Genomic DNA, 20,044 nt, shown 5'->3' with positions numbered 1-20,044 from the left:
CAGGCTCAGGCCTCGGCCTTCACCTTGGTCTTGAGCAGGTCTGCAATCCCGAAATTGCCATAGACACCCGCGGTGATCTCTTCCAGCTGGGCGTTATACGGGGCCAGCGCGTCTGCCAGACCCAGCATGTCGACCGGGGTGCGCAGCGGACGTTCGCCGGCAGGTGTCTCGACCAGTTTGAGGACGGCATCGGCCACCAGCTGCGGATCTTGCTGCGGGTTCTGGGCCAGAACCTCCCCGAAGGCGGCGGCGAAACCGGCCGGGGCCTCGGCAAACTCACCGTAGGAAGCGATACGATCGGTGTCGCTGGGCTGGACAAGTGCCTGCATGAATTCGGTCGGGAAACCGCCCGGCTCGACCATGACGCTCTCAATACCGAAGGGGGAAAGCTCGGTTCGGTAATTCTCGGCAAAGGCTTCAACCGCCCATTTTGTTGCATTGTACGGGCCGTAGAAGGGCAGGGTGATCCGGGCAAGCACGCTGGAGATGTGGATCAACAGACCCGAACCCTGCTGGCGCATATGCGGCAGGACGGCCCGTGTCACGCGGTTCAGGCCAAACACATTGACCTCGAAGACCCGCTTGATCTCCTCGTCGGAGAAGGCTTCCTGCAGGCCATACATGCCGACGCCGGCATTATTGACGAGCACGTCCAGGCCGTTGAGCGCCTGAAGCGCTGCTGTCACGCCCGCATCCACGCTTTCCGTGTTGGTTACATCGATCTCCACGATATGCGCGCCAGCGGCCCGCAATTCATCCGCGGCGCGCTTGTTGCGCCCGTTGGCATCGCGCACGCCTGCTGAAACGGCATGGCCCGCCTTGAGGAGGCTCAAAGTGGTCAGTTTGCCAAAACCGCTGCTGGCTCCGGTGATCAGGATTTTCATGAGGTTTTCATCCTTGTTGGCCGCACGGGGTGTGTCTGTGTCCGTGCGGGATTTGCGTTTGGAAATGAAGGTCCATTTCATCGCGTCTCGCTCCGCTGGGGTGGGGAGGCGGTCTGTCATCTCCCTTGCGGTGAGACAGGTAATCGATCAGAAATGTCGAACAATGGGATGATTGAGAACGTTGGGTTCTGAAAATGAGAACGATAAATCATGCGGAACTTGTCAGTATCCAGGCCGTGGCGCGGCATGGCTCCATTACGGCGGCGGCTGATGCGCTGGGGCTGGCCAAGTCGGCTGTGTCCAAACATGTCAGCCAGCTGGAGGCCCGGCTGGGCGTGGTCCTGGTCCTGCGCCAGTCGCGCTCGGTGAGGCTGACGGCGGAGGGAGAACGGCTCTTGCCCCGCATCCAGTCCCTGCTTGCCGAGGGCGAGCGCCTGTTTGATGAGGCGCTGGATCAGACCGGGCGAACGGATGGCACGGTCCATATCGCCGCCACGCCAGAATTCGGTGGTTTTGTCGCTGATGCCTTTTTTCCCATCGTACGCGCGGCCTATCCCGATCTGCGGCTGACCATGCGCGTGTCGTATGACTGGGAGGACATGCAGTCGGGGGCGTTTGACCTCGCTTTTCGCATCCAGGAAGTCCAGGATGATCGCCTGGTCGCCCGCGAGCTGGGCGCCTACCGTCGGGTTCTGGTGGCCTCGCCCGATTATCCCGGGCTGGCCGATCTCAAACAGCCCGCGGATCTGGCCAATGAGACCTGCCTGGTCTTTTCTGCCCCGGACACGCGCGTAGGCTGGCTTCTGACATCCCCGGGGGGCGAGGGTGTATCCGAAACAGTCCAGGTCTCGGGCCCGGTTGCGGTGCGCAGTTTCATTATCCTCCAACGCTTGGCGGAACAGGGGCAGGGTATTGCCTGGCTTCCCGACCTGCTGGTGCGCGAGGCGCGGGAGGCGGGACGTCTGGTCCGGGTCTTGCCGGAATGGGAATCTCACTGGCGCCCGCTCTATCTGACCTACCGGCCCGGCTCCGAACAGATTTCGCGGCTCAAATGTGTGATCGACCTGGCGCGTCAGCATCTGCCCGGCCTGATCCGCGACGTGACCGGCGATTGAGCCGCACCCGATCACGGCAAAATTATCGCATGGCCCGATCCGCCCACTGGCCTTTATCTGCGCGTTGTGGCTTGCTGTTTAGCGCTACCATTTTGCAAGGCGGGAGGGCCGATCATGATTGAGGGGCAGACGGTTCTGGTCACCGGGGCCAATCGCGGGCTGGGTCAGGTCCTGGTCGAGGGATTGCTGGCGCGCGGCGCTAACCGCGTTTACGCCGGCATGCGTCGGGTGGAGGCGTCTCCCTTTGCGGACGAGCGGGTTCAGCCTGTGGAACTGGATGTGTCGCAACCTGACAGGTTTGGCGATCTGCCGCTGCTGATGCCGGATCTGACCGGGCTGATCAATAATGCCGCGATCAATCTGCGCGGCGGCATTCTGGATGCCCGGCCGGGTGATTTCGAGCAGGAAATGGCGGTGAATTATTTCGGCCCGGTCGAGCTGATCCGCAGCCTCTGCCCTGTGCTGGCTCGTAACGCACCGGGTTTTGTAACCAATATCCTCTCCATCTGCGCCTTTGGGGGCATGCCCGGTCTGGCCAATTATTGTGCGTCCAAGGCGGCGCTCTTCATGGCGCATCAAAGCCTGGTCACCGAGCTTGCCGATCACGGGATCGCCGCGTTCGGTGTGTATCCCGGTCCCATTGATACGGACATGAACAAGGGAGTCGAGATCGAGCTGGCGACACCACAAAGCGTCGTCGAGGCTATTCTCGCCGGGATGGAAACGGGTCAGCGTTATATCTTCCCGGACCCGGCCGCCAAGGCCATCGAAGCCAAATGGCTGGATGATCCACGACTGATCGAAGCGGAGTTTGCGAATTATCGCTAGCGGGTGCGCGGGTCAGGCGGCCATCTGTTTACGCATGCGATAGAAGCGCAGCGCCCGGTCGGCATCCCCCGCATCCACCGCATCATAGAGGCTGCCCAGGGCCTTGGCGTCCTTGAACGCGTCCTGGGCGTTTTCATGCCGCAGGATGGCGAGGGTCACAAACAGGGCTTTCTCAAATCCGGCGGCCTTGCAGATCAGGGCCAGGGGATCAATGCTCGGCTGGTCAATGGCTCGCCGGGCCGCTGTGACATCGATATCCGCCATCTCGGCAAAACCGACCTGGAATTTGAGATACTCCTTGTCGCGCAGCAGGCGCACCAGAAGATTGCCGTCCAGCTGTTTGCGGACCGCCTTGGTGCGAATGAATTTTTCCGCCTCGGCCAGGGCCTTGTCGTCCTTCATGCGGGAGGCGAGACGGTCATGCGACTTGGCCATGGCCACTTCCAGCTCGGCCGGGTCAACCTCGCTGAACCGTTCCAGGATCCGTTCGCGCAGGCGGTTTTCAACCGTCAGCATCAGATCAGACAAAAGATCGGTTGGCGTATCGGAGCGCTCCACCAGCGGGCCCTGGATCACCGGCGAGCGTTCTGCGCGTTCGGTCACGGTTTCAAAGCTTTCCCGGGACAGCTGGGCGCCTTCATTGCGCACCAGCGTGGCCAGGGTGTGGTCATCGCCGCGCTGGACGATCCGGGCCGAGACCTGTTCGGGCACGGTGTCGCGCTTGGAGATGGCCTGTAGATGGGACTGGTCCACCGAATCCGCGAGGCTGACCAGATCCTGCTCGCTGAGCACGGAGGATCGGGTGAGGATGGGCGCGGCAACCTGGATAGCGTCCTGGGCGAGCTTTAATACGAGTCCGTGGGGTGCCATGGGGCTGTCGGCAAAACGCTCGGACAATTCCTGGCGGGCTTCCTCGGCGGTTTGTTCGGCCAGAAGCGTCAGGACATTCTCGAATTCGGTTGCGGCGGCCTGGCCTTCTTCCGGCGGGGTTTCGAAAAACAGATCCGTCACTTCCCGCAACAGCGCGCGACGTCGTTCACTGGATTTTTCCCGAGCCAGATCCTCCAGTTGATTCAGTCGTGTGATGACAGCCATTGTCCACCTTATCCGATCCGGGCCGGGATTATCCCGTGTCTCCTGCCGACCACACTAGGTGAGGGCCTGTTAAAAACCGGTAGGAGCAATGTTTCAAATTGTTCGCATTGGCCGAAAATACGCGGGCTGAGTGCGGTCACTGACGCTGGGGTGGCCGGTCTGCCGGACGTATGCTTGCCCGTAAGGCCTCGATCTCCTGCTCATTGGGAGGACGTTCGGCGGCCAGTTCGATCTGAATCACGATGGATTGCGCCAGTCCGGTGGTTCGACCCGGGGCGCGGACTGCGGTCGGTGTTGTGGACAGCAAAAGGCACATCGCCTCGGGCCCTTCCAGGCCGGGCCGGACATGCACCCAGGACTGACACCGGGCATCGCCATTGCACACCAGCGCACAATCGCCCGGACGGGATTGGGGAAGGGGCTGCCGGTCATAGACGGATCCATGCCGTGTCCAGCCGGGCAAGACATCATCACGGGCCTCAACTGGCGCTGTTGCCACCAGCGTCGCACATAGCCCCAAAAATCCGCAAACCTGTTTCATAACAGTGATAAGACGCGTCAGGCTTTAACAATCCCTTCCATTGCGAGTTGCAAGTTGACAGACCGGGCGATACGAGAAGGCCGTGAATTTCAATGGGAAAGGGGACGGCATGCGTGCGGAGACCGGTCTGACCGCTCATCTGACGACCTTCATCGAAGGCACCATATTCCGCAACACGATCATGACCTTGATCGTGATCAACGCGATTACGCTGGGTCTGGAAACCTACCCCTATGACGGGGCCTGGTTCCATGTCATCATGCCCATGGTCGACAAGGTCGTTGTGACGATCTTTGTGATTGAAATTCTTATAAAAATCATCGCTTACCGCCATCGCTTCTTCTATTCGGGCTGGAACTGGTTCGATCTGATCGTGATCGCGGTGTCCATCCTGCCGGATGCCGGCGGCTTCTCGGTCCTGCGGGCCTTGCGCATTCTGCGCGCCTTCCGCCTGTTCTCCGTCATGCCGCAAATGCGCAATGTGGTCGAAGCCCTGCTCAATGCGATTCCGGGCATGGGCGCGATCATCGCTGTTCTGGCCCTGATCTTCTATGTCTCATCCGTGATGGCCGTGAAGCTGTTCGGCGTGTCCAATCCGGATATTTTCGGGACGCTCGGGGAAAGTGCCATCACCCTGTTCCAGGTCATGACGCTGGAAGGCTGGGCCACGGAAGTTCAAAATCCGGTGCGCGCACACCATCCCTGGGCCTGGCTCTTCTTCCTTGTGTTCATCGTCCTGACGAGTTTTGCCGTCCTCAACCTGTTCATCGCCATTATTGTCGACAGTCTTCAGGCCAAGCATTTTGACGATGAGGAAGAGCGCGAAGCCGAAGCGGAAGCTGACCGCGCGATCATTCATCGCGAGATTGCTGATCTCAAATCGGAAATTGCCGAGATGAAGGCGCTGCTTCAGCGGTCCATCGAGGGGTCATCCACTGTGGCGCCATCCTCCAGCACGTCGGAAAACAGGCCCGACAGTTCGGAATAAAACGCGGCGAGCCGATCTTCACGTTCAGTGCGCACGCGCGGCGCATTGGCCGACAGGGCGCGAGCCGGACGGTCGGCATGGATGCGGGTCATGTAGTCCTGCCAGATGCGCGCGGGCAGCCCGCCGCCGGTCACCTCGTTCATCGGGCTGTCGTCATCATTGCCGACCCAGACCCCGGCGGTGTAGTCGGCGGTAAATCCGATAAACCAGGCATCGCGAAATGACTGGCTGGTGCCGGTCTTGCCGGCCACCTGACGATCGGACAAGGCGGCTCGTCGACCCGTACCGGACAGGATGACATCCTGCATCATGGTGGACATGGCATGCGCCGTCTCGACGGACATGGCGCGCACGGGCGCGGTTTCGGAATGCCTGTACAGCTCATCGCCCAGGCTGTTGGACACCGAGAGCACCAGATAAGGACGTTGACGCTCGCCCTCATTGGCGATGGTGGCATAGGCGCCGGTCAGTTCGAGCAGATTGACCTCACCCGCCCCCAGAGCCAGAGCGGGCAGGTTGGGCAGGTCAGAGCGAATACCCATGCGACGCCCCATATCAATGACAGCGGGAATTCCGATCTCGTCGGCAATCTGCGCGGCCACGGTGTTGATGGACCGTTTGAGCGCATCCTGAAGCGTGATCAGGCCTCTGTAATTGCCCGAGAAGTTCTGTGGCGACCAGCCTTCCAGATCGACCGGCTCGTCCCAGACGGCCATCGAGGGATCGGCGCCGGCTTCCACCGCTGCGGCAAAGACGATCGGTTTGAACGCGGAGCCGGGTTGTCGTTGTGCCTGGACGGCGCGGTTGAACTGGCTGTCCACATATTCCCGGCCGCCCACCATGGACCGGATGGCGCCATCGGGTTCAAGCACCACAATCGCGCCTTCACTGACCTGGGATGTCTCGCCTTCCTCCGCGATGAAGGCATTGAGCACGGCCTGCCCCTCTTCCAGCATCTCGCGATCAATCGTCGTGCGGATCACCAGATCGGGGATGTCCTCGGGGACCAGGCGGCGTGCCTCGGCGATAGCATAGTCAAAAACATGACCATAGCGGCTGGCCACAGCGGGAATAATAGTGCCGGGCACGGGTTCGGCGGGCAGGGCCAGGGCGCCGATGGCCTCGGCCTCGGTGATGTAGCCGGCATCGGCCATGGCGGCGATCACACGTGCGGCGCGCTGCTGGGCTGCGGCAAGATTGGCTGTGGGGTCAAGACGGCTGGGGGCTTTGGGCAGGGCCGCCAGAAGCGCGCTTTCGGCCAGGGTCAGCTCGCTGGCTGATTTGTCAAAATAGCGCCGGGCCGCTGCTTCGATGCCATAGGCATTGGCGCCCAGATAGATCCGGTTGAGATAGAGTTCCAGGATTTCGGTCTTGGTCAGATTGCGTTCCAGCGCCCGGGCGAGACGCATTTCCTGCAGCTTGCGCCGGATGGAGCGTTCCGGGGTCAAGATCAGGTTTTTCACCAGCTGCATGGTGATGGTCGAGCCGCCCTGCACGGTCTGGCCGGCGCGGAAGTTTCGCCACAGGGCCCGGGCAATGCCACGACGATCAATGCCGTCATGTTCGTAGAAGCGCCGATCCTCGATGGCCAGAAAAGCGAGCACGGTATGCTCGGGCAGGCTGTCGAGCGCCACTGCCGGGGCATAGAGCGGACCGCGCACGGCCAGCACTTCGCCCTGACGGTCCTGCAGCGTGACAGAAGGGTCGCGCCGGGTTGACCACAGGCTGGCCGCATCGTCCGGAGCGGTCGGCAGATCATGGAAGGCCCAGTGCCAGAACCAGATGGCGCTGATCAGCAATGCAGCCGTGGTCGTCGTGATGCCGCCCCAGAAAATCAGGCGTTTACGGCTTTCGCGCCGATCACGTTCGGCCATGTGGTCCGCTCGAAAGGCTTCCAATTGTTTCGTCCCGGGCTTAGAGGTCGTTTCCTTTACTCGTGAAATCACGGCGGAATTCAGGCGATATCCATGTCCTTACCTTTCTGGAAAGTGAAAACCCTTTCGGAAATGTCCCGCGAGGAGTGGGAGAGCCTGTGTGATGGTTGCGGAAAGTGTTGTCTTATCAAGCTGGAAGACGAAGATACCGGGCTTCGGCTCGACACTGATGTGGCCTGCGAATTGTTCGACGGCTCCACCTGTCGCTGCGGTAACTATGAGCAGCGCAAGCGCATTGTACCCGATTGCGTGATCCTCACGGCGCGCACCATCCCCCAATTGCCCTGGATACCCAAAACCTGTGCCTACCGGCTCATCAGCGAGGGCAAGGACCTGTTCGACTGGCATCCGCTGGTCACCGGCGATCCCAATTCCACCCATGAAGCCGGAATGTCGGTGAAAAACATGGTCGTGGAGGGCGCCGATCTCGACGACATCGACTGGAATGAGCACATTGTCGAATGGCCCGGCGAGGCCGACTGACCGGTCTCCCCGGGTGTTAGGGCGCGCCCACAACCGCTCATCCCCGCCCTTCGGACAGATCGACTCAATCCTCCCAAAGGCTTGAGCATTTTGTCTCGCAAACAATCCCCACCGTACGGTTGCGGGGTAGAGTTCGGGCATGGTCGATGAATTGGAAACGAACACGGCCCCGCCCCAGCGGGCGCGGCTGAGCGAGGCGGAGTGGGCCGGGTTATGGCTGCGAAGTCTCAAGGGCGAACCCGTCCGCGATATTGCCCGCAGCCAGGGCGTGTCACCGGGGGCTGTGAGCACCCGGTTTCGAAACCTGCGTCAGGCGGCGCTCAAAGGGCTCGGACCGGGCGTGGATGAAAGCTGGCTGCGCTTTTTCCTGATCGCGCGGGCCCATGCGCTCAAGGGTGACTGGAGCGGTGCGCGTCAGATTGCCCAATCCCTGTCGGCCCAGATCAGGACCCGCCGCGAGCTGGAGAAACACATGCATGGCCCGAAAGATACATCACCCGACCCGGGTGAACGTCCGCGCTGGGGAGATCCCCGGGCGGAACTCGAACGCCGTCTCGATCGCCTGGCTGGAGCCTTGCGAACGGGCGCGCTGGCTGGCCCGGATGGATGCTGCACAGTGCCGGATCTACCTGGAGAGCTGGATACACTGGTGCCATGGCGGGCAGGTCGAGCCGGAACCGCCCTGGAATATATGGCTCATGTTGGGCGGTCGGGGAGCGGGCAAGACCCGCACCGGAGCGGAGTGGATCAAGAGCCGGATCGCCCAGGGCCGGATTGACCGGATTGCCCTGGTCGGGCCGACCTTTTCCGACACGCGCGAAGTGATGATTGATGGTCCGTCCGGGCTGATGAGTCTCGACTGGAACGGATATGCGCCGCGCTATGAGGTGTCGCGCAAGCGCCTGGTCTGGCCCGGGGGCGAGGTAGCCCAGGTCTTCTCCGCCGAGGACCCGGACGGTCTGCGCGGACCGCAATTCGACATCGGATGGGGCGATGAGTTTGCGGCCTGGCCGAAACCCCAGGCGACGCTGGATATTCTCCGCATGGGTGTGCGTCTGGGCGAGAGCCCGCAAATCCTGCTGACCACAACGCCGCGCCCCATTCCGGTGCTCAAACGTCTGGTGAAGGCCCCCGATGTGGCGGTCACCCACCAGTCGACACAGATGAATACGCACAATCTGGCAGATGGTTTCACCCAGATGCTCGATACGGCCTATGGGCAGACCCATCTCGCCCGACAGGAATTGCTGGGGGAGCTTATCGATGATCCACCCGATGCCCTGTGGCAGAGGTCGGACATGGAACGCGCCCGCGCCGGAGATATCCCGGCCGCCTATGATCGCATCGTCGTGGCTGTGGACCCGCCGGCCTCCTCAGGCGAGAGGGCCGCTGAATGCGGTCTGATTGTCGCGGGCGCCTGGGGTGAGGGGGTTCATCGCCGGGCGGTTGTTCTGGAAGACGGGAGTTTTGGCCCGGCCCGACCGGACCAGTGGGCGCAGCGCTGTGCCGCCCTGTTCGAGGCGTGGCAGGCCGACCGGGTGATCGCCGAAGCCAATCAGGGCGGCGATATGGTGGCGAGTGTCCTGCGCACAGCCAGCCCGGATTTACCGGTCCAGCTTGTCCATGCCGCACGAGGCAAGCGCACACGGGCCGAGCCTGTCGCCGCACTCTATGCCAGTGATCGAATACGACATGCCCGGGCTTTTCCGGCGCTGGAGGATCAGATGTGTGCCTTTGGCGCGCCGGACATGCCTCGGGGCAGTCCGGATCGTGTGGATGCGCTGGTGTGGGCCCTGCACGCGCTGATGCTGTCCTCGCTCGGTGATCCGCGCCTACGCCAGCTCTAGCGCTTTTACATTTCGACAAGGGAGGGGCTGATGCCTCATTGGTTCGACCGGCTCTGGGGCCGGGAGATGAAATCGCGCGCGCGGGTCGCGCCGCCGGTTGTCGGCCAGGCAATCTTGGGCCAGGCGCTCATACGGCCGGGGCGGTCTGATCCGCAGCCGGTCGAAGCCTATACCGGTCAGGCGATTGTCCATCGCTGCGTCCGCCTTATCGCGGAAGGCGCGGCGGCCATCCCGTTTGAGAGTGCTCACCGGGATGTGCTCACCCTGCTGAGCCGCCCCAATCCGGATCAGTCCGGACCGGAATTGTGGGAAAACCTCTATGGTTATCTTCAGTTGGCAGGAAATGCCTATCTCGAACTGATCCAGCCGCCGGCGGGCCCGGCCGGGCTGTATGGATTGCGACCGGATCGTATGCAGGTGAAGCTGGACAGCGAGGGCTGGCCCATCGCTTGGGAGTATCGCGCCGGGCGCACCAAACGCGTATTCGAGCGTGATGGCCGGACTGGGCGCAGCCCGGTTTTCCACATCAAACTGTTTCACCCCGGAGATGATGTGTACGGGCTGTCTCCGCTGCGCCCTGCCGGACGGGCGATGGCCTTGCACAGCGCCATCACCCAATGGGCGCAATCCCTGGTCGACAATGCGGCACGACCGTCGGGGGCGCTGGTCCTGTCGGGGCCCGAGGGACGGCTCAATCCCGACCAGTTCGATCGATTGAAGGCCGAGCTGGCGGAGATTTATGGCGGTGCGGCCAATGCTGGTCGTCCGCTATTGCTGGAAGGCGGGCTCGACTGGAAACCCATGGGGCTCTCACCGGCCGAGATGGATTTCTCCGGTGCCCGGCAGGAGGCGGCGCGGGATATGGCGCTGGCGCTGGGTGTGCCGCCCTTGCTGCTGGGCCTGCCCGGCGACAATACCTATGCCAATTATCGTGAGGCCAATCTCGCCTTCACTCGTCAGACCCTGATCCCGCTGGTCCGTAAAATGGCGGCTGCGCTCACCGTCTGGCTGGCCCCCTGGTATGGCGAGGATCTGGAGATCCGCCCCCGGCTGGAGGTTTTGCCCGATCCGGACGCCCGCGGGGAGGCCGGGCATGCGTGAGACCGTTTATCTGAAGGGGCATGCCAGCCTGTTCGGCGTGGCCGACCTGTCCGGCGATATCGTGCAGCGCGGTGCCTTTGCCGAGACGCTGCGGGCCGGTCGTCGCATCCCCATGCTGTTCCAGCACGACCCCTCCGAACCCGTGGGGCTTTGGACCCGGATCGAGGAGGACCGGAAGGGGCTGTATGTGGAGGGCGAGATCGGGTGTGCCGGTCCGCGCGCGCGCACCGCAGCGCGGCTGGTCGCCTCGGGAGCGGTGGATGGATTGTCGATCGGCTTCCAGACCCGGCGCTCCAGCCCGCGTGACGGACCGGGGCGCTCGCTCCATCAGATCGATCTCTGGGAAGTCTCCATCGTCACTTTTCCGCTTTTGCCGGGCGCGCGTCTCGTTCCCGTCCCGGCGCCGTCATTTTCATCCCTATGTGAACAGGAGGTCGCATGACCCAGGAAACCAAGATGTCCCCGATGAATGCCGAAACCCGTACCGCCCTGGGCGAGGTGATGGCGACCTTTGAAGCCTTCAAATCGGCCAATGATCAGCGTCTGGCCGAGATCGAGGCGCGTCATGGCGCCGATACGCTGCTGGAAGACCAGGTGCGGCGCATCGACAAGGGGCTGGCCGAGCAGAAATCTGCGCTGGATCGCCTGGTGATGGAGGCGGCCCGTCCACCGCGCCAGGTGTCGACTGCGGGCAATGCCGGTCTCACCCGCTATCTCCAGCGCGGCGATGCCTCGGGGCTGGCGGAGGCGAAATCGCTGGAGGCGGGCTCGCCCGGCGATGGCGGATATGTCGTGCCGGTCGAGACGGAAAACCGGATCGATGCCCTGATCGCGGAAGCCTCGCCCATGCGACGTCTGGCGCAGGTGCGCACGGTCGAGGGCGGGCTTTACCGCAAGCCGGTCTCGCGCGGTGGGGCCGCCGCGGGCTGGGTCGGGGAAAGCGAGGCGCGGCCGGAAACCGCAACACCCGTGATGGACGTGATCGATCTGCCCTCGGCCGAACTCTACGCCATGCCGGCCGCGACGCAGACCCTGTTGGAGGATGCCAGCCTGGATGTCGAGCAATGGCTGGCCGAAGAAGTGCGCGGTGTGTTTGCCGCCCAGGAAAGCCAGGCCTTCCTGCATGGCGATGGCGTGAACAAGCCGCGCGGTCTGTTGCATTATGGCCGGGCCGCTGAGGGCAGTCAGTCCTTTGGCCAGATCGGCTATGTCGCCACCGGGGTGGCCGGGGGATTTGCCGCCAGCGATCCCGCTGATGTTCTGATCGATCTGATTTATGCGCCTCAGACCCGCTATCGCGCGCGCGGAAGTTTTCTGATGAACCGGCAGACCCTGTCGGCTGTGCGCCGGTTCAAGGATGCGGACGGGCAGTATCTCTGGCAGCCCGGCCTGTCCGCGGACGGTACGTCGCGTCTGCTGGGCTATCCGGTAGTCGAGGCGGAAGACATGCCCGATATCGGCAATGATGCCGTGGCGCTGGCCTTCGGTGATTTCCAGGCGGCCTATCTCATCCTCGATCGCCAGGGCGTGGCGGTCCTGCGTGATCCCTATACGGCCAAACCCTATGTGCTGTTCTACACCACAAAACGTGTGGGTGGCGGGGTGCAGGATTTCGAGGCGGTGAAACTGCTCAAATTCGGCGTCAGCTAGCCGTCTCGTTCCGTTCCCGCGCGAGGGCCTGTCGCAGGGCCTGTTCGGCCTGGTCACTCACCGTGTCCGTGTCGGACCGGTCCTGCGGCAAGCCCCGAGACTGACGCACCGGGTCACGTCCCAGACAGCGGACCCGGACCAGATCCTCGGCCGGTCTTTGCCAGACCAGCCAGCCGGCCAGCATGCCGGTCATCCAGACGGGCCAGAGCGCCAGGCTGGCGGTCGCCGGATCAAACCCCATGGCGTCCGCCGCCATCAGGGTCAAAGCGTAGGAAATCGCCAAGGACACCCCGGCGCTGAGCGCCAGACCGGCCAGCCAGGCCAGGACCGCATCAAAACGCGCCTGACCGGCGGGCTGGCCCTTTGAGGTCATATCCCCATGTCCCTTCACAGTCTTGCTCCACCCGCGGTGGAGCCCGTCACCGTGGGCCAGATCCGTGATCGCCTTCGATTGAGCGATGACCGGCTCGACGGCCCCATCCGTCACTGGATACGCAGCGCCCGTCGGCGTGTCGAGCAGGAATGCCAACTCGCCCTGATCGAACAGACCCTGGTTGAACGCCTCGATCATTGGGGTCAGGACGCCCGCCTGTCCGGTTTTGGTGAAGCCTTTCGCCTCGCGCGCAGACCGGTTCTGGCCTTTGAGCAGCTGGTCCTGATTGATGAGGAGGAGCAGGACCACCCGGTCACCCCCTGGCCGTTCCGGCTGGACAGCGGTTCGCACCGCGCCCGTCTTGTGCTCAAGGCCGATGCCTGCTGGCCCGCGCCTTTGCGCCCCACCCAAGGCCTGGTTCTGACCTATCGCGCGGGTTTTGGGGCGCGAGCCGAGCAGGTGCCGGACGAACTGGTCGAGGCGATGCAGCAATGGGTCATCGCCTGGGCTGAAGGGGCAGCGCTCGACCAGGCACCGCCTCCGGTCGTGCGCGATCTCATGTCCGCCTGGACCCGGGTCTGCCTGTGAGTGCGCTGGAAAGCCTGCAAGGGGCGATCGAGACCCGGCTGAGCGAGGATGCCAGCCTGGTCCAGGCGTTGGGGGGCACGGTCCGATGGGCTCGCAGTGTCGGGCGGCTAACCGCCTGGCCCTATCTGCGCTGGGGGGCGGTGCGCGAAAGCGCGCTGGACTATTCCGGCGGGCCGGGCTGCGAGTTTCGACTGACACTGGACGTGGTGAGCCGGGGCGAGGGGCGTGATGCCGCCCGGCTGACCCTGGCGGTGCGCGAGAGTCTGGGGCGTCAACCTCCCATCCTGCCCGCGCCCTGGCATTTGGATTTCTGGCAGGTGGTTTATGCCGACACGTTCGATCGGGGCGAGCGCCGCGAGCAACGCGGTCTCGTGCGGCTGCATGTGCGCATGCGGAGGGCGGGATGAGAGGTTTTGATGTCCGCATGCGGCCGGACCAGGACTGGATCTCCCTGTCTGGTGTGCGGCAGGCCCGGCTGGCCTTTGCCCTGCCGATGCCCGTGCGCCCCCTGGCCCGTCCGCCCGAGGACTGGGCCTCCCATGAGAGCGTGACCGAGCCGGGACGGCTCACTGTGCGTCTCGATGGTGTGGGCCTGAATGACCGGTCAGACGCCCCCCTGCGTCAGCTGGCGCTTTCGCGCCGTGCCGTGCCCTGGTGGTTCGCACTGCCGGACGGGCAGGGGGTGCAGGCCCGCTGTTTGATCACCGCACTCGATTACGCCCTGTCTTCGCGCGGTGAGGACGGGCTGAGCCTGACGCTGGTTTCGAGCGGTCCGGTTTCACTGGAGGAGTTGGAATGAACGAACCCGATCTGGAGGCGCTGGAGGCCGAGGCGGATGCGCTCGCCCAGCGACTGGAAGGCCTGTTTGAGGCGACCGGCCAGCGCATGGCGGCGGAGATGGAGGCGGCAGCCCGATCCGGTGAGCTGAGTTTTGAGCGCATGCGCGACACGATCCTGGCCGATCTGGCCCGCCTGGCCGCCGATGAACTCCTGTCACGCTTGCTGAACGGGGCGGGGGCCGAGTTCGCACCGACAGGTTTGAGCGAGTGGGCCCGGCCTCTGGCGCGTGCCGTGCGGCGCGGGAGCCGGTTCCTGTGAGCGTGCATCCCGTTTCGCCCGGCTTGCTGCCGCCCGCCTTTCATCCCGTCCGTCTTGAGATGGATCTGCCTGCCCGGTCTCAAGGCGGCGCGTTCTGGCACACCCGGATCACCGCGCTTGCGTCTGGTCATGAGGCGCGGTCAACGCGGCAGGCCTATCCCGTACGCCAGTGGCAGTTCGGACCGGGTGTGCTGGAGGCCGAGGCGCTCGATCATCTGGTGCGCTTTTTTGATGCCCGCCGCGGGCGTTTGCACGGATTTCTGTTTGCAGACCCGCTCTTGTCCGGGTCTGTGCATCGCGCCGACCAGTGTGTTGCGGACGGGGTGAGCCTGTATGTCCAGCTTGTGCGTGAGGCCGGAGATGCGACCGCGCCGCTGCGCCTGCCCGTTCACAAGCCGCGCGCCTCTTCGGTGCAGATCTATGTCGACGATCAGCGGCAGGACACCGGCTGGTCGCTTGAGCCGCATACCGGCCGTGTCGAGTTCGCGAGCCCGCCGCCGGACGGGGCGATGATCCGTGCCAGTTTCGAGTTCGACCTGCCCGTGCGTTTCGATGTGGACCAGCTGGAGATTCAGCCTGTTGGCCGGGGAGCGGGGCGGGTGAGCGGTCTGTCCCTGGTGGAATTGCGTGGATAGGAGGATGACATCATGACGGTTCTTCCCAGCCCGGCCCAAAGCGCGGGGCTTGCTACGGGCGTGTTTCGTACAGTGGCGCTTTGGCGTGTGACACGGCGCGATGGTGAGGTCTTTGGCTGGACTGATCACGACCGTGTTCTCGAGCATGACGGGTGCAGGTTTGTTCCGGGTCTGGACCTGTCCACCGGCGAGGTGGATGCGGGGTCAGGCCTGGCCGCCGGACAGGCCCCGGTGCGCGGGCGTGTGAGTGATGCGGCGATCACATCAGCCGATCTGGCGGCCGGTTTGTGGGATGGCGCGCGCATCGAGGTCTGGTGTGCGGAATGGGATGAGGTCGAGCGGGCGGTGCGTGTGGCCACCGGAGAGCTGGGTGATATTCGCGAAGGCCCGGACGGGTTCGAGGCGGACATGCTGGGCCCGGCCGTACGACTGGAACAGGTGCGCGGACGGACTTATAGCCACACCTGTGATGCCCGGCTCGGCGATGCCCGTTGTGGCGTGCCTGCTGACCATTCCGGATTTGCCGCGGGATGCGATCAAAGCTTCCGGATCTGCCGGGACCGCTTCTCCAATGCGCTGAATTTTCGTGGCTTCCCCTATCAATCGGGCAATGACGACCTGTTTGCCGGACCTGAACGTGCGGGGCCTCATGACGGGCGCGCGAAAGGCCAGGTGCGTTCATGACGGCACTGCGTGAGGCGGTTCTGGCCGAGGCCCGGGCCTGGCGGGGCACGCCCTACCAGCACCAGGCGAGTTGTCGGGGGGCGGGTACGGATTGTCTGGGCCTGATCCGGGGTGTCTGGCGCGCGGTGTATGGCACCGAACCGGTCACACCGCCGCCCTATGATCGATGGCCTGGACCGGATGAGGCCGAGCGATTGCACGATGCGGCCCGGCGCTGGCTGGTGGCCCGGCCGGACAGCGCGCCGCGCACGGGGGATGTCGTCCTGCTTGCGCCGCACAGGGGCGCCCCACCGACCCATTGCGCACTGGTCAGCCAGGTCGAACCGCTGCGCCTGATCCATGCGTGGTGGCAGAAATCCGTCGTGGATACCCGGATGCCGCCGGGATGGGTCATCGTCGAGGACGGGGTCTTTGCTTTCCCCGCTCCCCGGTCTGTGACGGGAGCGCGCTGATGGGTGAGGTTCTGATCCATGCCGCGACGCCCCTTGTGGGCGAGGCGTCGGCTGAACAGTTCGCCCAGCTTGCACTGGGGGCCGGTCTGGGCCTGGCCCAGTCCCAGCTCAATGCCGGGCCGGACAGGGAGGGTCCGCGACTGACCTCGCTCGATGTGATGAGCGGACAGGAGGGCGCGCCGATGGCCCGGGTGTATGGGCGCAGCCGGATAGCGGGCCAGGTGATCTGGTCGGCTCGCCTGCATGAACATGTCGACACACAGGGCGGGGGAAAGGGCGGCGGGCCGCAAACCCGCACCTATCGGTACAGCCTGTCTTTTGCGTTGGGATTGTGTGAGGGCGAGATCGCCGGGATTGGTCGGATCTGGGCCAATGGAGACCTTTTGGACCGGGCCGGGCTGAACATACGCCTCTATACCGGCGCGCCTGACCAGGAGGCGGATCCGCTGATCGAGGCAATCGAGCAGGATGTGACCGGTGCGGTGCCGGCTTTTCGCGACACGGCCTATCTCGTGTTCGAGGATTTGCCGCTCGACCGGTTCGGTCAACGCCTGCCCAATCTGAGTGTTGAGGTCTTTCACCCCTTGCCGCGATCGGGCGGGATGGAGGCGATGATCCGGGGGGTGAACCTCATCCCGGGCGCCGGGGAATTTGCCTACGCGCCGGACCGTATCACGCGGTGCCTGGGGCCGGGTCATGAGGTTCCGGAGAATGAACACGTAGCGACCGGTCAGGCCGATGTGCTCACCGCTCTGGATGCTCTCGCACGGGATTTGCCGGCCTGTCGCTCGGTTCAGCTGGTGATCGCCTGGTTTGGAACCGATCTGGAGGCGGGCCTGTGCCAGATCCGGCCGGGCGTCGAGAACCGGCAAAAACAGACCGCGCCCCGGGCCTGGCTGGTTTCGGGGCAAACGCGTGCGAATGCCCATGTCGTGCGCCAGATTGATGGCCGTCCCGCCTATGGCGGCTCTCCCGATGATGCCAGCGTCATTCATTTGATCCGGACGCTGAAAGCGCGTGGATACGCCGTAACCCTCTATCCGTTCATCCTGATGGATGTGGACGGTTTTCCCTGGCGAGGCCGGATCCGCGCATCAGGCCCCGACGTCACCGCAGCACTGGATCGGTTTTTTGGTACGGTAACGGCCGACCATGTCGCCGCAGGTGCGGACGGTGTGCATTATAGCGGGCCTGCCACATGGTCCTATTCGCGGTTCATCCTGCATCTGGCAGCCCTGGCCCGGGCGGCGGGCGGTGTGGATGGCTTTCTCATCGGATCGGAAATGGTGGGGCTCACGACGTCGCGGTCCGCCGATCGTTTTCCCGCTGTGGCTCATCTTCAAAGACTGGCCGGTGAAGCACGGCGTCTGCTCGGTCCGTCCTGTCGGCTGTCTTATGCGGCGGACTGGACCGAGTATAATGGCGTCCAGGACGGGCAGGGTGAGAAGATCTTCCATCTCGACCCGCTCTGGGCCGATCCCGAGATTGATGCGGTCGCGATCGATTTCTACATCCCGCTCGCGGATCAACGCCCCGGGGATGTGCCACCGGACCGCACCGCGCTGGCCGAACAGGTCGAGGCCGGGGAGGGGTATGACTGGTTTTATGCCAGCGAGCACGACCGGATTGCCGGTCTGCGGACTGTGATCACCGATGGGGCGGATGAAGCCTGGATCTGGCGGGCCAAGGATGTTCGGGCGTTCTGGAGTGAGCTCCATCATGATCGCCTTGGCGGGGTTCGGTCGGCTCGGCCGACAGCCTGGCAGCCGCGCTCGAAACCGATCTGGCTGACCGAGGTGGGATGTCCGGCGGTGGATCGGGGCGCCAATCAGCCCAATGTCTTTTACGATCCCAAGAGTGAGGAGAGCCGACTGCCCTGGTTCTCCAACGGTCAGCGGGATGATCTGATCCAGCGCCACTATCTTGAAGCCCTTCTGGGGTATTGGTCTGAACCGGACCGCAACCCGGTCTCGCCGGTTTATGGTGGGCCGATGCTCCCGCCCGAACTGGTGCATGTCTGGGCGTATGATGCGCGGCCCTGGCCCGTCTTTCCCGGTCGCGAGGACATCTGGTCCGATGGGCCCAATTGGGCGCTGGGCCACTGGCTCAACGGACGCGCGGGTCTGATGCCGCTGTCCGGACTGGTCGAAGCCCTGGCAAAAACTACAGATCTCGACCGGGTGGACACGCGCGCGATGGACGGTGTGGTGGCCGGTTATGTGCTCGATCGTCCAATGAGTGCACGGGCCAGTCTGGAACCGCTGGTTCGGCTGTTTGATCTGGATGTGGTGGAGCAACCGGAGGGGCTTATGTTTGTCGGCGCGCCGGACGAGGCCGAGCCCTGGCCCGATACGCTGCGCGTGGAGGCAGGCGGGCTGCAGATCCGGCATGGCGCGCCCCTCGACCGACCCGCAGCGCTGACCCTGTTCTATCGGGATGAAAGCCGGGCCTATCAACCCTCCGGTCTCACGGAGCGGTCGGCAGAGGCGGCGTCAGATGAGGGCCGTCCGGCAGAGCGGCGTCTGGCACCGGTTTATCGCCTGGCTATCAGCGCCGATCCGGGAATGGCCCGGCATTGGGTTCGCACAGCCCTGCAAATGGCCCAGAGGCGTGCGGTTTCAGTATCGGGGATCTGGCCCGGTGCCATCTACCAGCTTGAGGCCGGCGCGGACTATCAGATGGATGGTGATCTTCTGCGCACACGCTCGGTCACCGCGTCGGGACGGGTCGAGCTGGTCTCCCGTTCGCCGCGAACTTTGGTGCGCCATGGCCCTGCGCCGGGGCGGGACCCCCTGCCTGTTCGGCCGTCCACACCCGTCATCTTGCGCCTGGATCTGCCGGATCTGGACCGGTCGCCTCGCAATGGCCCGGTCCTGGCCGCCTATGCGCGCCCCTGGCTAGGGCCCCTGTCGGCGCATGTTGGTACTGAGACCGAGCCGCGCCTGGAATTGGCACGCCCGGCGCGGCTGGGGCGTTTGCTCGATGCAGTGCCCGCAGGCGTGCCTGATCGCTGGGATCGCGGAGAGGCAGTGCGCGTGCAGATGATTGCGGGGCTTCTGGAGTCTCATGACGACCTGTCGGCCTTGTCGGGTGTTCAACGCCTGGCAGTCGGAACACCCGATACCGGCTGGGAGGTCATGGATGTTGCCGAGGCCCGCCTCGTTGCGCCGCAAACCTATGAGATCGCGCGCCGGGTGAGGGGGATTGGCGGCAGTGTGCCGCGTGCGCACACGGTCGGCGACTGGTGTGTCCTGCTCGATCCGGCAATCGCGACCCTGCCGCTGTCTGCGGACGAACGGGGGCAGGCCCTGTCGCTGCGAGTGGGAGCTGTGGTCCAGGCGTGGGTTGACCCGGACGTAGACCAGATGCTGCATCTACCGCGCGCCGTGACACTTGCGCGTCTTGGCGCTCATCGCCTGCGTTTATCCTGGCTCGAGCGATTTCGAGGTCTGGAGCCGGACGGATTGGGTGAGCCGCCCAGACGGGAGGAGGTGCACTGGCAGGTCGAGGCGACCGGTCCATGGGAGCAGCGTCGCTGGTCGGTGGCGGGGGATGAGCTGATCATCGAGGATGAACGATTGGCGGACTGGTCCGGACAGATCACACTGTCCCTGAGTGTGCCGGACTGGCCCGATGGCGAATTGCCGCGTCTGTCAGCAAGCCTGGCGTGGCCAATGCGCCAGACACTGCAATGTCTGCCGCTGAGCGTGCCCGGCTGAAGGCGGGGCTTTGCGCAACGGGCCAAAGC

22 protein-coding genes are annotated in these 20,044 nt (G+C 64.2%); 17 read left to right on the top strand and 5 right to left on the bottom strand.

All coding sequences use genetic code 11. The features are described from left to right. Positions 1–5 precede the first annotated feature (5 nt). Positions 6–965 carry an SDR family oxidoreductase gene (locus RMQ97_RS09755; protein ID WP_413660685.1) on the bottom strand — a complete coding sequence of 320 codons (960 nt, stop codon included), beginning with the start codon at positions 963–965 and terminating at the stop codon, positions 6–8. Positions 966–1,078: 113 nt separating this feature from the next. On the opposite strand from RMQ97_RS09755, the gene RMQ97_RS09750 reads away from it, so the two are divergent. Continuing rightward, entirely contained in the window at positions 1,079–1,999 is a 921-nt protein-coding gene (locus tag RMQ97_RS09750; RefSeq protein ID WP_413660684.1) for a LysR family transcriptional regulator, read from the top strand. Between the two features lie 114 nt (positions 2,000–2,113). Beyond that, a complete protein-coding gene (locus RMQ97_RS09745) occupies positions 2,114–2,827 on the top strand; it encodes an SDR family NAD(P)-dependent oxidoreductase (RefSeq protein WP_413660683.1) in 714 nt (237 codons plus the stop codon). A gap of 12 nt (positions 2,828–2,839) precedes the next feature. Here the strand turns inward: RMQ97_RS09745 and RMQ97_RS09740 are convergent, their stop codons facing one another. After that, complete coding sequence (locus RMQ97_RS09740) at positions 2,840–3,922, bottom strand: DUF2336 domain-containing protein (RefSeq protein ID WP_413660682.1); 1,083 nt, start codon at positions 3,920–3,922, stop codon at positions 2,840–2,842. A 136-nt stretch (positions 3,923–4,058) separates the two neighbouring features. Then, entirely contained in the window at positions 4,059–4,463 is a 405-nt protein-coding gene (locus RMQ97_RS09735) for a PAN domain-containing protein (protein WP_413660681.1), read from the bottom strand. Positions 4,464–4,572: 109 nt separating this feature from the next. Between RMQ97_RS09735 and RMQ97_RS09730 the strand changes: the two genes are divergently transcribed. After that, on the top strand, positions 4,573–5,451 hold the full coding sequence (locus RMQ97_RS09730) for an ion transporter (protein WP_413660680.1): 879 nt from the start codon (positions 4,573–4,575) through the stop codon (positions 5,449–5,451). Here RMQ97_RS09730 and RMQ97_RS09725 read toward each other — a convergent pair. Next, positions 5,373–7,325 (bottom strand): transglycosylase domain-containing protein, encoded by a 1,953-nt coding sequence (locus tag RMQ97_RS09725; RefSeq protein WP_413660679.1) that lies wholly within the window; start codon positions 7,323–7,325, stop codon positions 5,373–5,375. The genes RMQ97_RS09730 and RMQ97_RS09725 overlap by 79 nt on opposite strands. Positions 7,326–7,418: 93 nt before the next feature. Here RMQ97_RS09725 and RMQ97_RS09720 point away from each other — a divergent pair, with 93 nt between their 5' ends. The 6 genes from RMQ97_RS09720 (at position 7,419) to RMQ97_RS09695 (ending at position 12,466) form a co-directional block, all read left to right on the top strand. After that, the gene (locus RMQ97_RS09720) at positions 7,419–7,868 is read left to right on the top strand and encodes a YcgN family cysteine cluster protein (protein ID WP_413660678.1); all 450 of its coding nucleotides are present in this window, start codon (positions 7,419–7,421) and stop codon (positions 7,866–7,868) included. Positions 7,869–8,007: 139 nt separating this feature from the next. After that, positions 8,008–8,646 carry a hypothetical protein gene (locus tag RMQ97_RS09715; protein ID WP_413660677.1) on the top strand — a complete coding sequence of 213 codons (639 nt, stop codon included), beginning with the start codon at positions 8,008–8,010 and terminating at the stop codon, positions 8,644–8,646. Continuing rightward, on the top strand, positions 8,567–9,715 hold the full coding sequence (locus tag RMQ97_RS09710; protein WP_413660676.1) for a DNA-packaging protein: 1,149 nt from the start codon (positions 8,567–8,569) through the stop codon (positions 9,713–9,715). Before RMQ97_RS09715 ends, RMQ97_RS09710 begins: the two co-directional genes overlap by 80 nt. Positions 9,716–9,745: 30 nt before the next feature. Continuing rightward, positions 9,746–10,816, top strand: a complete 1,071-nt coding sequence (locus RMQ97_RS09705; protein ID WP_413660675.1) for a phage portal protein — start codon at positions 9,746–9,748, stop codon at positions 10,814–10,816. Then, positions 10,809–11,258: an HK97 family phage prohead protease gene (locus RMQ97_RS09700; protein ID WP_413660674.1), complete on the top strand. Its 450-nt coding sequence runs from the start codon at positions 10,809–10,811 to the stop codon at positions 11,256–11,258. The genes RMQ97_RS09705 and RMQ97_RS09700 overlap by 8 nt, the downstream gene beginning before the upstream one ends. Further along, entirely contained in the window at positions 11,255–12,466 is a 1,212-nt protein-coding gene (locus RMQ97_RS09695; RefSeq protein WP_413660673.1) for a phage major capsid protein, read from the top strand. The genes RMQ97_RS09700 and RMQ97_RS09695 overlap by 4 nt, the downstream gene beginning before the upstream one ends. Here the strand turns inward: RMQ97_RS09695 and RMQ97_RS09690 are convergent. Beyond that, positions 12,459–12,839, bottom strand: coding sequence for a hypothetical protein (locus tag RMQ97_RS09690; RefSeq protein WP_413660672.1), 381 nt, complete (start codon positions 12,837–12,839; stop codon positions 12,459–12,461). The two genes, RMQ97_RS09695 and RMQ97_RS09690, sit on opposite strands and share 8 nt — an antisense overlap. Positions 12,840–12,845: 6 nt before the next feature. Here RMQ97_RS09690 and RMQ97_RS09685 point away from each other — a divergent pair, with 6 nt between their 5' ends. From RMQ97_RS09685 to RMQ97_RS09650, 8 genes are read left to right on the top strand one after another with little or no spacing between them, the layout of a single operon-like run. Further along, positions 12,846–13,427 (top strand): hypothetical protein, encoded by a 582-nt coding sequence (locus RMQ97_RS09685; RefSeq protein WP_413660671.1) that lies wholly within the window; start codon positions 12,846–12,848, stop codon positions 13,425–13,427. After that, a complete protein-coding gene (locus tag RMQ97_RS09680) occupies positions 13,424–13,834 on the top strand; it encodes a DUF3168 domain-containing protein (protein ID WP_413660670.1) in 411 nt (136 codons plus the stop codon). Before RMQ97_RS09685 ends, RMQ97_RS09680 begins: the two co-directional genes overlap by 4 nt. Beyond that, complete coding sequence (locus RMQ97_RS09675) at positions 13,831–14,226, top strand: hypothetical protein (RefSeq protein ID WP_413660669.1); 396 nt, start codon at positions 13,831–13,833, stop codon at positions 14,224–14,226. The genes RMQ97_RS09680 and RMQ97_RS09675 overlap by 4 nt, the downstream gene beginning before the upstream one ends. After that, positions 14,223–14,525 carry a phage tail tape measure C-terminal domain-containing protein gene (locus tag RMQ97_RS09670; RefSeq protein WP_413660668.1) on the top strand — a complete coding sequence of 101 codons (303 nt, stop codon included), beginning with the start codon at positions 14,223–14,225 and terminating at the stop codon, positions 14,523–14,525. Before RMQ97_RS09675 ends, RMQ97_RS09670 begins: the two co-directional genes overlap by 4 nt. After that, entirely contained in the window at positions 14,522–15,160 is a 639-nt protein-coding gene (locus RMQ97_RS09665; protein ID WP_413660667.1) for a DUF2460 domain-containing protein, read from the top strand. Before RMQ97_RS09670 ends, RMQ97_RS09665 begins: the two co-directional genes overlap by 4 nt. Before the next feature lie 12 nt (positions 15,161–15,172). Next, the gene (locus RMQ97_RS09660) at positions 15,173–15,844 is read left to right on the top strand and encodes a DUF2163 domain-containing protein (RefSeq protein ID WP_413660666.1); all 672 of its coding nucleotides are present in this window, start codon (positions 15,173–15,175) and stop codon (positions 15,842–15,844) included. Then, on the top strand, positions 15,841–16,296 hold the full coding sequence (locus RMQ97_RS09655; protein WP_413660665.1) for a peptidase P60: 456 nt from the start codon (positions 15,841–15,843) through the stop codon (positions 16,294–16,296). The genes RMQ97_RS09660 and RMQ97_RS09655 overlap by 4 nt, the downstream gene beginning before the upstream one ends. Next, positions 16,296–20,015: a glycoside hydrolase TIM-barrel-like domain-containing protein gene (locus tag RMQ97_RS09650; protein ID WP_413660664.1), complete on the top strand. Its 3,720-nt coding sequence runs from the start codon at positions 16,296–16,298 to the stop codon at positions 20,013–20,015. Before RMQ97_RS09655 ends, RMQ97_RS09650 begins: the two co-directional genes overlap by 1 nt. Positions 20,016–20,044: the final 29 nt, after the last annotated feature.

It is taken from the genome of Maricaulis sp. D1M11, from assembly GCF_047308265.1.
GTDB lineage: Bacteria > Pseudomonadota > Alphaproteobacteria > Caulobacterales > Maricaulaceae > Maricaulis.
This window is presented reverse-complemented; position numbering and strand designations above follow the sequence as displayed.